This window comes from Janthinobacterium amylolyticum, assembly GCF_051380655.1.
Lineage (GTDB): Bacteria > Pseudomonadota > Gammaproteobacteria > Burkholderiales > Burkholderiaceae_D > Janthinobacterium.
In genome coordinates, this window is the sequence record NZ_JBNYXL010000001.1 from 801,913 (window position 1) to 816,320 (window position 14,408).

Here is a 14,408-nt window from a genome sequence, read left to right on the forward strand (position 1 = left end):
AACGGCTGGCGGATGGCGGCGTCTTAGATTGTTATTTCTTAATAACTGGCGTTCAGGCTGAAGCCGGCCGTGTGGCTGGCCGTGCGGAACAGCTCGGGTTTGCGCACGGGCCAGCCGACAAAGGCGTCGTACTGCACTCCCAGCCACTGGCCGCGCAAGCCGACGAAGCCGCCGGTCAGGCGGCGGGCGATCAGCCAGGCGGCGGACGGTCCCGACACTTCGCCGTAGTCCAGGCCGGCATACGCTTCCTGGCCGCTGCTGCCCAGCGGCACGCCCAGCTCGTTGCGCAGCAGCCAGCCCCGCTCGGCAGACAGGCTGCTTTCGCCGTCGTAGCCGCGCACCGTGTAGCGTCCACCGATGGCGAAGCGGTCCTGCGGCACCAGCGGCGTGCGGTTGTGCTGAATGCGCCAGCTGCCCGAGTAGCGCAGCGGCTGGCCGGCCAGCTTGAACGGCGCCGAGAGGGCCGCATCGGCCAGGATCAGTTTGAAACGCGACGTCCCCTCGCCAAACGCTTCCTCGGGCGCCGCCATCGCGTCCATCGCGCCCGTGCCGCGCCGGTATTGCAGGTTCAGGTCCAGCGTCGCCTGGCCCAGGAATTCGCGATGGCCGATACCCAGTTCCCAGCCCGCCATGCGGCGGCGCTGCACTTCCACTTCCGTATCGTCGATGAAATTTTGCGCGGAACGCTGCCAGCCGCGCAGGGACAGCGTCGTCTTGCGGGAGGCATCGCGGTACACCAGACGCGACAATTTGACTTCCTTGTTCTGGCTGGCGCCGCTGTAGTTATAGTCTTGGCTGATGCCGGCCACGGACTGGTGGTAATGGCTGTCGCTCACCGTGAAGGCCAGCAGCCAGTAGGCGTAGGGAATCGAATAGTGGGCCACCATGCCGGCCGTGCCGCGCGGACCGTTGCGGTCGCCGTCGACGTTCTGATTCAGGCTCAGGTAAAACAGGTCGTTCAGGGTCAGCCAGTGGTCGTACGACAGGGTCAGGCTGCCCTGCAGCTTGCCTGTCGAGCGCGAGCCACCATCGTCGAGGCCCAGCGCCAGGCGAAATGGCAAGCCCTGCTTCCATTGAATTTGCAGGTCGCTCTCGCCCGGCCTGGCATTGCCGCCGTCGGCCGGCATGATCTGGATATCGGCTTCGGCCGTCGGCACGCGCTTGAAGTTCTCCAGCGCCTGTTCCGTGTCGCGCACATTGAGCAAGTCGCCCGGCCGCGCCGGGACGGCGTTCCACCATGTGGCGCGGGGATGCGTGCCGGGCGCAAAACCGATCTGACGAATGCGTCCCGGTATCACGCTCAGGGCCAGGGTGCCACGGCTCAGGTCTTGCGGCTCGGCCAGCACGCGCGTGGTGACGTAGCCGCGCGCGATGATGGCGTTCTGCAGCCGCCCCATCAGCGCATTGATGGCCTGCGTGCCCAGGCAGCGTCCCAGCGGAGAATCCGGCGCGCCCAGATCGTCGCGCCCGGCGGCGGCCAGCGCCCATTGGAACTGCGCAGCGCCCTCGCCCCGCAGTTCCAGATGATCGATGGTAAAACACGGCGATTCGCCATCGGGCAGGCGATTGGCGGACGCGGCAGCGGGCGCGTCGAGCAGGCGCACGTCGGGCGTGCGTTCCTGCTGCTGGCGCAGGAGGCGTTCACGTTCTTGCTGGCGTATCAATTCTTGGCTGGCATCGTCGCGCTGGCTGAGGCCAGGCGTGGCAGGAAGGGGCGGCGCGATTTCAGGACGGGTCTGCGCGGACACGGCGGCACACAAGGTACCGCTAAACAAAAATACACCGCACCATGGCGTCAAGCGCAGGTGCATATGTTGCCTTACGTAATTATTTTCTTAAGTAGATTATAAAATAATTATTTCCGCATGGCAATTTTATTTATTTCTTGAGAACTTTATGCACTAGGTAACTGTTTTTTAACTATCACATTACCACCAGTAAACGGCGCCATTGATCTATCCGCTGCCACAGGTCAACGAAGCGCTGATGGATCTGCACGCTGTGCGCTTTGATGCCGCAACCTTGCTGCGGCCCGGTATCAGGCTCTAAGCCATATTCGCCGGCTTGGCTGCTGCCATTGATCCAGGGCCACCGGAAGGAATACGAGAAAAGGGATGACGCGCTGTCGCTCCCAGGCGGTAGAATCATTGCCGTTGACCAGATTGTGGCTGGCAAAGCGCTCTCGTTCCTTCATGATGGCGGCGACATGTGCGTCACAGCCGGTCACTCACGAGCGATGTATATTGAAAGGCACTATGTATGTCTGGTAACACCCATATTTCTGAGCGACTCAAAAGCTGCCGTGAGGATCTTCACATGTCACAAGTGCTACTTGCCGAACTGGCGGGCATCAATCCCACGCAACTGTATTGCTATGAATCAGGCAAAGCCAAACTTCTTATGGAAGCGGCAGAGAAAATTGCCGCTGCCCTTGGCGTCAGCACCGCCTGGCTTATGCATGGGACGTCGCCCATCGCCCGAGGGACGCAAATCGACCCGCCAGTGCCGGCCTGACCTCGCTCCCGGTCGCCGTTATGGCTGTGGACGTATACGAAAGACAGACCTGGCCCCTGCCCTACCAGCCCTACGTGTTACCCAGTCCTAAGCTGCCTCTCTCTATCAGCCTCCGCTCGATCTCAATTTTCGACGCGATAAATCGCTTCCCATTAGCAACATTGCTTATATAAAAACCATTGCAAACCGGACATAGTTGAGTGACATATCGAAGTGAATGGATCTCGCAGTATCGTGGGCAATCTGAGGGACGATAAGAAGACTGGGTAATAATAAAAGTGTGTTTCTGCACAAAATCCGGAAGCTTCAACAGCAAACCAGGAATATCATCCAAGCCACACCTCATGAAAATTTGTATACAGCCATCTATTTTCATAGAATTACGAACAATTTTGAATGATTCGATTATATGTAGAGAATTAAAATTTGCAGTCCAGGTCGCCGCAAGCTTTTGACTACCATCCTCTATGCTGCACCAAACATCAAAATCAACAGGACTATCCATAATTAAAACGTCCATAAAAAATTACCTCCTCCGCACGGTGACACATACGATAAAGCATCTAGCGTTTATACCCAGCATTTCAATCGACGCCACAGGCTTGTCGGGCACGTCTTGCAAAACCGTTACAAAGCCATCTTGGTACAGAAAGAAAATTATCTGCTGGAATTGGCCAGCCGCATCATCTTGAATCAAGTCCGTGCGCACATGGCGGCATCACCCGACGACTGGCACTGGAGCAGCGATCACTACGTTTTGGACAATGCACCGCCTCCATGCTGGTAGACACGTGACTGGACCTTGAGCCAGTCTGGCACCACGCGCGACCAGGCGGTCGCCAACTATTCTTGGTTCGTCCCTGCCGGGATGAGCGAAACTAGTCCGCTCGCCCGTACCTGCCACCAGATGCTTCTGGGCGATGACGACTTCGTTTCGGCACATCAGCAATCGCAGCGTTCCGATGCATTCAAAGATACGCCAAGGCAGCAGCGCCGCTCGGTCACACTGTCACTCGCGCAATATCACGCCTGCTATAGCGACAGAAACGAGGCAATGGTACGCGCTTATCTGTCACAGGAGAAGCATTTCAACCTTAACAACAACTGCATCAGAGTAATTGCAGTCATTCTTAAGAGGTAAATATTCAGGAAAATCAAAAGCATAAAGAATTCTTATTCTACACCCTTCTTTATAAAGAAAAAATCTTCTTTTTCATTGCAATATACCCCCTCCTTTACCACACAGCCATTATCCATAAAAAAATTAAAGGCATTGACCTCGCCATCAAGACGATCATCTTGTCCAGAAAAAAAAGTACGTCCAATAACACCAGAGACAAGCACCGTTGGAATTTCCCCCACCCTTAAATATTCCTTCCAACGCGCAGAACCAAATACACCAAAAGTTTTAAAATTATCATCCCCCTCATCCTCAAACAAATCCTCACGCCCACCATTCTTCTTCTCCCTCTCAAGAAAATTAAACAAAGAATATACGACCTTAAAACAATGACCCTCATTCAAGCCATCACTGTAAATCGTCATTTCCTCGATTCCCCTTCCCCAACCTTCTCAATCATAAGTATATTATCATTGAATATTTTCAATCCAGGGCCAATCCCAATCTGCGCATTCATAACACCATAATTAATTTTCATTTCTTTAAAGGATAATCTTTCTTAGTAACTGTTCGATTTCGCTCAGGTTGCCAGTCGGCGGCCGGCCCGGCAAACGCAAGGCTTCCTCCAAGGATTGCTCATCGAGCTTCTTCGCCCATCTATAGAGCTGGTTGCGACATAGCCCTAGCTCTACCGCCAAATCAGTGGCGCGTTGATTGCCTGCGCGCAGCCGTGATACCGCATCGCGCTTGAATGCATCTGTGAATGTGGCGCGCCACTTCGGTGTTGATTCCGGTGAAGTGGGAATGATCTCCCGCTTCGAAGGCAGTTGTTTCTTCTTCATGAGTATCCTGCAGGGCACATTGTCCCCTATTAGAATGTCCATGAAAACCGGACTAGCTCAGGCGCTGGACTGAGTATTCAGCCTTGTTGTACACAGCTCTCACTCCCTTCTGCTCGTGTGCGAGACATTTTTCGATCCAATCGGTGTTGTAACCGGCTTCATGCAGCAGGGTCAATGCCGTTCGCCGCAAATCATGCGGCGAAAAGTCGGCCAGCGGCTTCCCGCAGTGTCGCGCCATGGCGCAGACAGACACCAGAATACGATTGAGCGAAGCGCCATTCATCGGCACATCTGGGTCATAGCGCGACGGCAAAATGTAAGGGGACGTACCATCACGATCCGGCACCTTGTAGGCTTTTTCTGCAGGTTTCAGATTTTTCAATTTCGTATCGGTCAACATGGGCACCTCCCATTCATTCACAAGTCTGTACCGGCACCGGACGAATTTCAAACAATCAATCACTGAGTACGAAAAAGTCACCTTGACCACCATCGACGAGGCCCAGATACCCTCACACCGCCGAGGTTTCCAGGCACCTAAAATTAACTTTAAAATCAACTACTTAACACAAAAAATACCCTTATTTATACCCTCACCGTGGAAATGGACAGTAAGAACCAAATGTTAAATATTCCTTACGGCAATTTGAGTGTAAGCGTCTTCCCAGCGCCGTCTGGACTCCCTGACCACCGTCATTCATGATCGAATTTTGGCACAGCATTTGTGCCCACAAATTCTGATTATGGACACAAATTTTCAACCAATCACTTCGACGAATGCGCGCGGCCATTATCGGCAGCATTCTTTAGAGTTCAAGCGCGCATTGGTGGCGTTGTCGCTGGAACCGGGCGTCTCGGTGGCTCGCATTGCACGCGAACACGGCGTCAACGCCAACCAGGTGTTTAGCTGGCGCCGCCTCTATCAACAAGGACGCCTCGGCGTGCCTGCGTTGATTCGCGACGATGGCCTATTGCCAGTGGTGCTGGCGCCAACGGCGCCTGCTCCGGGCAACTCCACCGCCGACGCCGACGCCGACGGCACGATCATGCTGGAGCTGGGCGAAGTGCGCGTGCGAATCGAAGGCCAGCCCAACGCGGCCGCGCTGGCGCAGGTGCTCGATCGGGTTCTACGATGATCGGCCTGCCCGCCGGCACCAAGGTATGGCTTGCCGCCGGCACCACCGACATGCGCTCCGGCTTCAACGGCCTGGCTGCCAAAGTGCAGACGGCGCTGGAGGAAGATCTGTTCAGCGGCCACGTATTCGTGTTCCGGGGCCGGCGCGGCGACCTCATCAAACTCCTGTGGTGGAGCGGCGATGGCCTGTGCCTGCTGGCCAAGCGGCTTGAGCGTGGTCGCTTCATCTGGCCGCAGGCTACCAACGGTTCGGTGGCGTTGACGCAGGCGCAACTGTCGATGCTGCTTGAAGGCATCGACTGGCGGCGGCCGGAACGGACCTGGAGACCAACGTCGGCCTTGTAAACGACACAAGGCTCGCGTAAACTTGGCACATGCTCAGCCCAGCCGACCTGCCCAACGACATCGCCGCCTTGAAGGTGCTGCTGCTCGCTCAAAACGAGGTGGTTGAAGGGCTGCGCGAACAGCTGAACACGCGCGCCGTCGAGATCGAGCACCTCAAGCTGCAGATCGCCAAATTGCGGCGCATGCAATTCGGCCGCAAATCGGAAAAGCTGGATCATCAAATCGAGCAGCTGGAGCTGCAACTGGAAGACCTGCAAGCCGACGAGGCCGAGGCGGCGCGCGAGATGCCGGCGGCCGACCAGGCGCCGCGAAAGAAGTCTGTGCGCCGGCCGTTGCCCGATCATTTGCCGCGAGACGAAAAGGTGTATGCGCCGCCGGCCGATGCTTGCCCGGCTTGTGGCGGCGGCCTGCGGCCGCTGGGCGAGGACGTGGCCGAGCAACTGGAGTTCGTGCCGGCCAGCTTCCGCGTGATCCGCCATGTTCGTCCGAAACTGGCGTGCTCCTGCTGCGACGCCATCGTCCAGGCGCCGGCGCCAAGCCGGCCGATTGAGCGCGGCATCGCCGGCCCCGGCCTGCTGGCGCATGTGCTGGTTGCGAAGTTCGCCGATCATCTGCCGCTGTACCGCCAGGCCGTCATTTACGCCCGCGAAGGCGTCGACCTCGATCGTGCGCTGCTGGCGGACTGGGTCGGCGCCGCTAGCGCATTGCTGCGTCCGTTGGTCGATGCCATTCGCCGCCACGTGCTGACGGCGTCGAAGCTGCATGCCGACGACACGCCGATCCCGGTGCTGGCGCCCGGCAATGGCAAAACCAAGACGGCCCGTCTGTGGACTTACGTGCGCGATGACCGGCCCGCCGGCGACACCACGCCAGCGGCGGTTTGGTTTGGCTACACGCCCGACCGCAAGGGCATCCATCCGCAAACCCACTTGGCCAAGTTCGAGGGCGTGCTGCAAGCCGATGCCTACGCTGGCTTCAACGCTTTGTTCGAAGACGGCACGATCCAGGAAGCGGCTTGCTGGGCGCACGCGCGGCGCAAATTCCACGACCTGCACGCGGCGCGCGCGACGCCGCTGACCACCGAGGCGCTGCGCCGGATCGCCGAGCTCTATGTGATCGAGGCCGAGATCCGGGGCAAGCCGCCCGACGAACGACGACAAGTTCGGCAAGCCCGCTCGCGCCCGCTGCTCGAGGACTTGGAGCACTGGCTGCGCTCCACGCTCGATACGCTGTCGCGCAAGTCCGACACGGCGGCGGCGATCCTGTACGCGCTCAAGCTCTGGCCGGCGCTGCTGCGCTACTGCGACGACGGCGCCATCGAGATTGACAACTCGGCGGCCGAACGCGCCTTGCGTGGTGTCGCCATTGGTCGGCGCAACTATCTGTTCGCCGGCGCCGACAGCGGCGGCGAACGGGCCGCCGCGATCTACTCGTTGATCGGCACGGCCAAGCTGAACGGTGTCGCACCCGAAGCCTGGTTGCGTCACGTGCTGACGCATATCACCGATCATCCCGTCAACCGGATTGATGACTTCTTGCCTTGGAACTGCAAGCTGCCAGCAGCCCTTTGAGATCACGCCGCTTCCCAGCGGTGTTGTGACTTTCTGAAATAGACGCGACGAAAGGTATTGCGGCACAGGGCTAGGCCAACTTGATTTTGCTAAAAGCTGCGACGATTTTTCGCTGAATAGCTGCGACTAATCCAAAGGGATAACGAAATGGCTGCGAACGACGTCGTCCCTGAACTGACAACTTCCGTAACGCCACCAGCAGAGGCAGGGAGCGGCTGGTTCCGCCCCAGGCTGGGTGAAAACTCCAAATCTCAAAATATTCGTGGGTAGGGTTACCATTCCCGCCACCGAGAAAACGGGGTAGCGCGCGTTTTGAGAGGCCGATTTTTGAAGAACCAGAATTTTTCTGCGTTTCCACACAGCCTGGCCTCAAAGCAGAAGTTCAGCTTGGCGGCAGAGGTCTCCCTAAGCGCACCCTCCCCACACTGTCATTTTCGAAATGTTGAGTGATGAGGAATCCATATATACCTAGAGATCGGAGAATGTAGTGTAGGACGGGAGCGATTCGCATAGCAAAACTAATATGCGGTTTACTTGCACACAGGACACAGATATAGTCTAGGCAACAAATTAGTGCGGACCTGATTGGAGCATTTAGGCATGAACTCATCTTATACCCGTCCCATCAGGCCTGTAATCCTTGTCGTGGACGACACGCCGGATAATCTTCTGTTGATGGCCAACTTGCTCAAGGATAGTTATACGGTCAAAGCAGCGAATAACGGCGAGAAAGCACTGCGCATCGCGCGCGATGCACCGCCGCCCGACCTCATCCTGCTTGACATCATGATGCCTGGGATGACCGGCCACGAAGTGGCGCAGGCACTGCAGGGCGACCCGGCCACGCGCGACATACCCATCATCTTCTTGACCGCTATGGCCTCCAGCGAGGACGAGACGCACGGTCTGGAGCTGGGCGCGGCCGATTACATCACCAAACCGATCAGCCCGCCCGTGGTGCTGGCGCGCGTACGCACCCAACTCAAGGTCAAAGACGCGGCCGACTTCCTGCGCGACAAGAACGAGTACCTGGAACAGGAAGTCCAGCGCCGCACGCGCGAGCTGGGCGCGATCCAGGATGTCACGATCCACGCCATGGCCTCGCTGGCCGAGACGCGTGACAACGAGACCGGCAACCACATCCGCCGCACCCAGCACTACGTCAAGGTGCTGGCCGAACATCTGAGCGAGCATCCGCGCTTCCGCGCTTTCCTCGACCCCGACACCATCAAGCTCTTGTTCAAGTCGGCGCCGTTGCACGACATCGGCAAGATCGGCATCCCCGACCGCATCTTGCTCAAGCCTGGCCGCTTCGAACCCGAGGAATTCGAGATCATGAAGACCCACACCACGCTCGGGCGCGACGCCATCGCCCACGCCGAACAACAACTGGGCATGGACGTCGACTTCCTGCGCCTGGCCAAGGAGATCGCCTACTCACACCAGGAAAAATGGGACGGCAGCGGCTACCCCGAAGGCCTGGCCGGCGACGCCATCCCGATTTCGGCGCGGCTGATGGCGGTGGCCGACGTCTACGACGCCCTGATCAGTCGTCGCGTCTACAAGGAAGGCATGCCGCATGAAAAGGCAGTGCAGATCATCGCCGAGGGGCGCGGCTCGCACTTCGATCCCGACGTCTGCGACGCCTTCCTGGCCAACCTGCCCGCCTTCCAGCAGATCGCCGCGCGCTACGCCGACAGCGACCAGGACATGGCCAAGCAGGCTGCCGCCATCGCACACACCCTGCCTGCACAGTGAGCGCCGGCATGCGTTCGCCCCTGGCTTATCTTGAACGGCTGCGCCTGCGCCAGAAGCTTGCGGCCGGCTTTTGCGCAGTGCTGCTGCTGGCCCTGGCGCTGGGGTTGCAAAGCCTGCGCACCCAAGACCAGTTGAGTAGCGACATGCAGCGCCTGCTCAGCGAGGGCATGATCGGCATCGTACAGGTCAAGGAGGCCCGCATCCAGCTCAACCGCTTCGAGCTAATGCTGCACAAGGTGGCCAACGCCCCGGACCCTGTTGCCGTCGACAAGGCGCTCGAACAGCTAGACAAGACGCGCGAGCAGCTACACTTTGCCGTCGACGAGGCCCGCGCCACCCTGCTGCGCATCGACAACCAGCAACGCCATAACGTCTTTGAAAGCATGCTGGCGCGCGCCGAGCGCATCGCCGACGAGGCAATCGAACTGGCGCGGCTGCACCGCAACGCCGAAGCCAACGCCCTGCTCAACAGCGAGCGCTTCCAGCATGCGATGCGCACCGCCGACCGGCAGATGGCCGAGATCGCCGCCGTCAAGGATTCCAACGCCCGCAGCACCATCTACCAGATTCGCCAATTCGCCCTCACCAGCAGCACCCTCACCTACGCCCTGCTGATCGGTGGCCTGGCGGTGGCGCTGCTATGCGCCTGGTGGATCAGCATCTCGATCCGGCGCCCGGTCAACCGCCTGCGCGAGGCGGTCGATGCGCTGGCCGCCGGCCAGCTAGACAGCGTGATTCCGCATACTGACTACCAGAACGAAACGGGCGACCTGGCCCGCGCCATCGCCAAGTTGCAGGTCGAATCGCGCCAGCTCGACATGCAGCGCTGGATCAAGTCGCAGGAAGCCTCGATCCAGGCCGAACTGCAGCAAGCGGCCAGCCTTGACCAGGCCGCGCAGCGCCTGTTGACGCTACTCGCGCCGCTGGTGCAGGCTGGCCAGGGCGCGCTCTACTTGCTTGACGAAAACGCCGCCGCATTGCGCCTTGCCGCCAGCTACGCCGCCGATCCGGACCATCCGCCGGCGCCGCAACTGGCGTTGGGCAGTGGCCTGCTGGGTCAGTGCGCGCAGGACCGCCAGCCGCTCCGGCTCGACGCCCTGCCGGACGACTACGTGCAGATTCACTCGCAACTGGGGCGGTCGCGCCCACGCCACCTGCAGGTGCTGCCACTGCTGCACGGCGAGCGCCTGATGGGCGTGCTGGAGCTGGCCGGCTTCGACGCTCCCAGCGAATCGGGCCGGGTGCTGATGGACGAGCTGCTGCCCAAACTGGCGATGTCGCTGGAAATCAAGGCACGCAGCCACGCGGTGCAGGCCATGGCGATCGAACTCGAAGCGCAGCAGGTGGTGCTGAAAGCCACCGAGGCCTGGTATCGCGGCATCATCGAGGCTGCGCCGGACGGCATGCTGGTAATCGATGTGCACGGCCTGATCATGATGACCAACCCGCAGCTCGACCAGCTGTTCGGCTACGAGGCCGGCGAATTGGCCGGCTTGCCGATCGAAACGCTGGTGCCGCCGGAGGCGCACGGGCGCCACGTCGGCTCGCGCAATGGTTTCATCGAGCAAGGCACGGCACGCCAGATGGGCATGACAGGCGCCGACCTGCACGGTATGCGCAAGGATGGCAGCCGCTTCTCGGTCGAGATCGGCCTGTCGCGGCTGCCGGCTATCGCCGAGCGCGGCGTTTGCGTGTGCGCCTCGGTGCGCGACATCAGCGACCGCAAGCTGGCGGAGGCCGAGGTTCTGCGCGCCAAGGAGATCGCCGAGGACGCTACGCGCGCCAAGAGCGATTTCCTGGCCAACATGAGCCACGAGATCCGTACGCCGATGAACGCAATTATCGGCATGAGCCATCTGGCGCTACGCACCGATCTCGACAAAAAACAGCGCAACTACATCGAGAAGGTGCACCGCTCGGCCGAGAACCTGCTGGGCATCATCAACGACATTCTTGACTTCTCCAAGATCGAAGCGGGCAAGATGAACATAGAGCAGGCCCCGTTCCGGCTGGAGGACGTGCTGGAGAATTTCGCCAGCATGATCGGCCTGAAGGCCGAGGAAAAAGGCCTGGAACTGCTGTTCGCCACTTCGGCCGACCTGCCGACCGCATTGGTAGGCGATTCGCTGAGGCTGGGTCAGGTATTGGTCAACCTCGGCAACAACGCCGCCAAGTTCACCGAACGCGGTGAGATCGTGGTCGGGATCGAGATGGCTGCCGACGCCGGGGATCAAGTCGAGCTTCACTTCTGGGTGCGCGACAGCGGTATCGGCATGACGGCCGAGCAGTGCGAACGCATGTTCCACTCGTTCAGCCAGGCAGACAGCTCGACCACGCGCAAATACGGAGGCACCGGGCTAGGTCTGGCCATCTCCAAGAAGCTGGTGGAGCTGATGGATGGCCGGATCTGGGTCGAGAGCATGCCGGGCGAGGGCTCGACCTTCCACTTCAGCGCCCGTTTCGGACGCCAGACCGAGGTGCAGCCGCGCCGCATGTTCCACGCCGACGAGCTGCTCGGCCTGCGCGTGCTGGTGGTCGACGACAACGCCAGCGCGCGCGAAATCTTGTCGACCATGGCGCGCAGTTTCGGCTTGGAGGTGGACCTCGCCGACAGCGGCCACAGCGCGCTGCGCACCATGGTCGAGGCTGAGCGCAAAAGCCTGCCCTACGACTTGGTGCTACTGGACTGGCGCATGCCGGGCATGGACGGCGTCGAAACGCTGCAGCGCATGCAGAGTGGCGCCGTGACTCACATCCCTTCTGTCATCATGGTGACTGCCTTCGGCCGGGACGACGCTCAGGAAGCGGCGGCGCTCCAGCAGGTGGCGCTGCCAGCCGTGCTGACCAAGCCAGTCACCCCGTCGACGCTGCTCGAAGCAATCGGCGAGGTACTGGGCAAGGGCGTGGTGGCCGAAACGCGCCAGGCAGAGCGACAGGACCGCAGCGCGGCCGACCAGGCCCGCATGGCCGGCGCCCGCCTGCTGCTGGCCGAGGACAACGATATGAACCAGGAGCTAGCGCGCGAGCTGCTTGAAAGCGCTGGCATCGTGCTCACCATCGTAGGCGATGGGCAACAGGCGCTGGACCTACTGGCTCAAGCCGGGACCGTCGCCTTCGACGGCGTGCTGATGGACTGCCAGATGCCAGTGATGGATGGCTACGAAGCCACCCGCCGCCTGCGCGCCCAACCCCGCTACGCTCAGCTGCCGATCATCGCCATGACCGCCAACGCCATGGCCGGCGACCGCGAAATGGCGTTGACTGCCGGCATGAATGACCACATCTCCAAGCCGCTGAACGTCACCGCCATGTTCGCCACCATGAGCAAGTGGATCCGCCCGGCGCAGTCGGCATTAGCAGCGCCCCCAGCGGGGCAGCCAGATTCCGCAGGCAAAGTGGTTGCGGCCCTACCTGCCGAACTCCCCGGTATCGACCAGCGCGCCGGCCTGGCGACCAGCATGGGCCGGCAGGACCTTTACCTGCGCATGCTGGTGCGCTTCCGCGACGGCCACGCTAGACTGCGGGGGGAATTTGAGGCTGCGCGGCAAAGCGATGACCCCACAGCGGCGGCGCGGGTAGCCCACACCTTGCGCGGCACCGCCGGCAACGTCGGTGCCAAAGGCGTGGCGGCGACAGCTAGCGCACTGGAACTGGCATGCAAAGCTGGTGTAGCCGAAGCCGAACTGGCTGTGCTGCTGACGGCGGTCGAAAACGAACTGGCGCCGGTGCTGCTCGGCCTGGCGGCACTGGGCAACTATACTGCAGCGGCAGAGAACACCCGGGCCGGGGCCATCGCAGCGGCTCCCGCCCTGCCGCCGGACGCGGCCGCCACACTTGCCCAGCTGCGCAAGCTGCTGGCCGACAGCGACACCGCCGCGCTGGATGTGCTGGAGACATTGGAATCGCAAGCCGCCGGCCACCCGCTGGCGCGACAGCTGCGCAAAGTCAGCCAGGCAATTGAACGCTTCGACTTCGACGCTGCGCTGGAAGCGCTTGATGCCGTGGTGCAGCCAGCCTGACAAGCAAGGCCGCCGCGCGATTCGCCTTAGGCCGGGGGCGGCACCGACGGCAGGCTGACAATCAGGGTGGTGGTCTGGAGCTCGTCATCGACGGCGAAGGCCACCTCGCCGTATTGCGCGCGCGCCAGTAGGCGTGCCGAATAAGTGCCCAGGCCGGTGCCGCCGGACTTACCGTCGGTGACGAACTTGTCAAAGAAGCGTTCGCGTATCGGTTCCGGGATCACACCCTTGTTGACTATCTCGATGCGCAACGGGCTTCCGGTGTACAGCGTGGCAATGACACGGGTGCGCTCTGGCGCTGCCTCGCAGGCGTTCTTGATCAGATTATTCAGCAGCGAATAGGTCAGCATGGCATCGCCCAGCGCTAGCGGAGCGTCGATGCCGACATCGAAATCGGTGTCGACCGCCAACACCAGCTGCTTACCCGCGTAAGTGGCGCGTGCCGTCTCAACCACCCGCCGCAACATGTCGCTGATGGGCAGCGGCGCTGCATGGAGCACGTATTTTCCCGTCTCGATCTTGTACAGCTCGGTGGACAGGTTGACCATGTCGGTCACCTGCAGCATGGCCTGCTCGGCCAGCCGCAAATTCTCAAGCTGTCGGCGGTCCATGTCGGCGGCGTCGATCAGCGACTGCACTATGCCGATGGCGCCGGCCAGCGGTCCCTTGAGGTCGTGCCGCGTCATGGCCTCGACGTCATCGCGCAGGCGGGCGATGGCGAGCATGTTGTCGTAATCGGCTTGCAGGTGGCGGCGCAGCTCGACGTAGCGCATGAAGTTGTCGACCCGCAGCTTCAGCTGGGCCGGGTCGATTGGCTTGGTAATGAAGTCCACCGCGCCCAACTCCATGCCTTGCAGGCGCGCGGCGTCGTCGGTAAGGGCGGTGACGAAGATGATGGGTACATTTTCTGCGCTGGGATGCTCGCGCATGCGGCGCGCCACTTCAAAACCGTCCATGCCGGGCATCATCACGTCCAGCAGCACTAGGTGTGAAGTTGCAAGAGGTTATTCTGGCCGGATCTGAGCCGTGACATTGGGGCTTTGCCAGCAATGCCCTGATGCGGCCGGTGCCAGTTGTAGTGATGGTTCCATTCTTTGAGCATGT

The 14,408-nt window shown here is 60.6% G+C and carries 11 protein-coding genes and 2 pseudogenes; 7 read left to right on the forward strand and 6 right to left on the reverse strand.

What is annotated here, in order from left to right; translation table 11 throughout:
• Positions 1-38: 38 nt before the first annotated feature.
• Positions 39-1,811 (reverse strand): ShlB/FhaC/HecB family hemolysin secretion/activation protein, encoded by a 1,773-nt coding sequence (locus ACQ4WR_RS03540; protein WP_436485349.1) that lies wholly within the window; start codon positions 1,809-1,811, stop codon positions 39-41.
• Between the two features lie 448 nt (positions 1,812-2,259).
• On the opposite strand from ACQ4WR_RS03540, the gene ACQ4WR_RS03545 reads away from it, so the two are divergent.
• Positions 2,260-2,514, forward strand: coding sequence for a helix-turn-helix domain-containing protein (locus tag ACQ4WR_RS03545; protein WP_436485351.1), 255 nt, complete (start codon positions 2,260-2,262; stop codon positions 2,512-2,514).
• A gap of 802 nt (positions 2,515-3,316) precedes the next feature.
• Complete coding sequence (locus ACQ4WR_RS03550; RefSeq protein WP_436485353.1) at positions 3,317-3,655, forward strand: hypothetical protein; 339 nt, start codon at positions 3,317-3,319, stop codon at positions 3,653-3,655.
• A gap of 32 nt (positions 3,656-3,687) precedes the next feature.
• Here the strand turns inward: ACQ4WR_RS03550 and ACQ4WR_RS03555 are convergent, their stop codons facing one another.
• The 3 genes and pseudogenes from ACQ4WR_RS03555 to ACQ4WR_RS03565 form a co-directional block, all read right to left on the reverse strand.
• Positions 3,688-4,059: an immunity protein RhsI2 family protein gene (locus tag ACQ4WR_RS03555; RefSeq protein WP_436485354.1), complete on the reverse strand. Its 372-nt coding sequence runs from the start codon at positions 4,057-4,059 to the stop codon at positions 3,688-3,690.
• A 117-nt stretch (positions 4,060-4,176) separates the two neighbouring features.
• A complete protein-coding gene (locus ACQ4WR_RS03560) occupies positions 4,177-4,476 on the reverse strand; it encodes a transposase (RefSeq protein ID WP_436485356.1) in 300 nt (99 codons plus the stop codon).
• 52 nt (positions 4,477-4,528) lie between these two features.
• Positions 4,529-4,807, reverse strand: a pseudogene (locus tag ACQ4WR_RS03565) (tyrosine-type recombinase/integrase); the annotation flags it as partial.
• 379 nt (positions 4,808-5,186) lie between these two features.
• On the opposite strand from ACQ4WR_RS03565, the gene tnpA reads away from it, so the two are divergent.
• The 5 genes from tnpA to ACQ4WR_RS03590 all read left to right on the forward strand — a co-directional run bounded on the left by tnpA (position 5,187) and on the right by ACQ4WR_RS03590 (position 13,304).
• On the forward strand, positions 5,187-5,612 hold the full coding sequence (tnpA, locus tag ACQ4WR_RS03570; RefSeq protein ID WP_235194276.1) for an IS66-like element accessory protein TnpA: 426 nt from the start codon (positions 5,187-5,189) through the stop codon (positions 5,610-5,612).
• The gene (tnpB, locus tag ACQ4WR_RS03575) at positions 5,609-5,956 is read left to right on the forward strand and encodes an IS66 family insertion sequence element accessory protein TnpB (RefSeq protein ID WP_436485358.1); all 348 of its coding nucleotides are present in this window, start codon (positions 5,609-5,611) and stop codon (positions 5,954-5,956) included. The genes tnpA and tnpB overlap by 4 nt, the downstream gene beginning before the upstream one ends.
• A gap of 29 nt (positions 5,957-5,985) precedes the next feature.
• On the forward strand, positions 5,986-7,527 hold the full coding sequence (gene tnpC / locus ACQ4WR_RS03580) for an IS66 family transposase (protein ID WP_436485360.1): 1,542 nt from the start codon (positions 5,986-5,988) through the stop codon (positions 7,525-7,527).
• 600 nt (positions 7,528-8,127) lie between these two features.
• The gene (locus tag ACQ4WR_RS03585) at positions 8,128-9,285 is read left to right on the forward strand and encodes a response regulator (RefSeq protein WP_051959249.1); all 1,158 of its coding nucleotides are present in this window, start codon (positions 8,128-8,130) and stop codon (positions 9,283-9,285) included.
• An 8-nt stretch (positions 9,286-9,293) separates the two neighbouring features.
• Positions 9,294-13,304, forward strand: coding sequence for a response regulator (locus tag ACQ4WR_RS03590; protein ID WP_436485361.1), 4,011 nt, complete (start codon positions 9,294-9,296; stop codon positions 13,302-13,304).
• 26 nt (positions 13,305-13,330) lie between these two features.
• On the opposite strand, the gene ACQ4WR_RS03595 is transcribed toward ACQ4WR_RS03590, so the two are convergent.
• Both ACQ4WR_RS03595 and ACQ4WR_RS03600 read right to left on the reverse strand, forming a co-directional pair.
• A complete protein-coding gene (locus tag ACQ4WR_RS03595) occupies positions 13,331-14,260 on the reverse strand; it encodes a hybrid sensor histidine kinase/response regulator (RefSeq protein WP_436485362.1) in 930 nt (309 codons plus the stop codon).
• 26 nt (positions 14,261-14,286) lie between these two features.
• Positions 14,287-14,408: pseudogene (locus ACQ4WR_RS03600) on the reverse strand (IS481 family transposase); the annotation flags it as partial.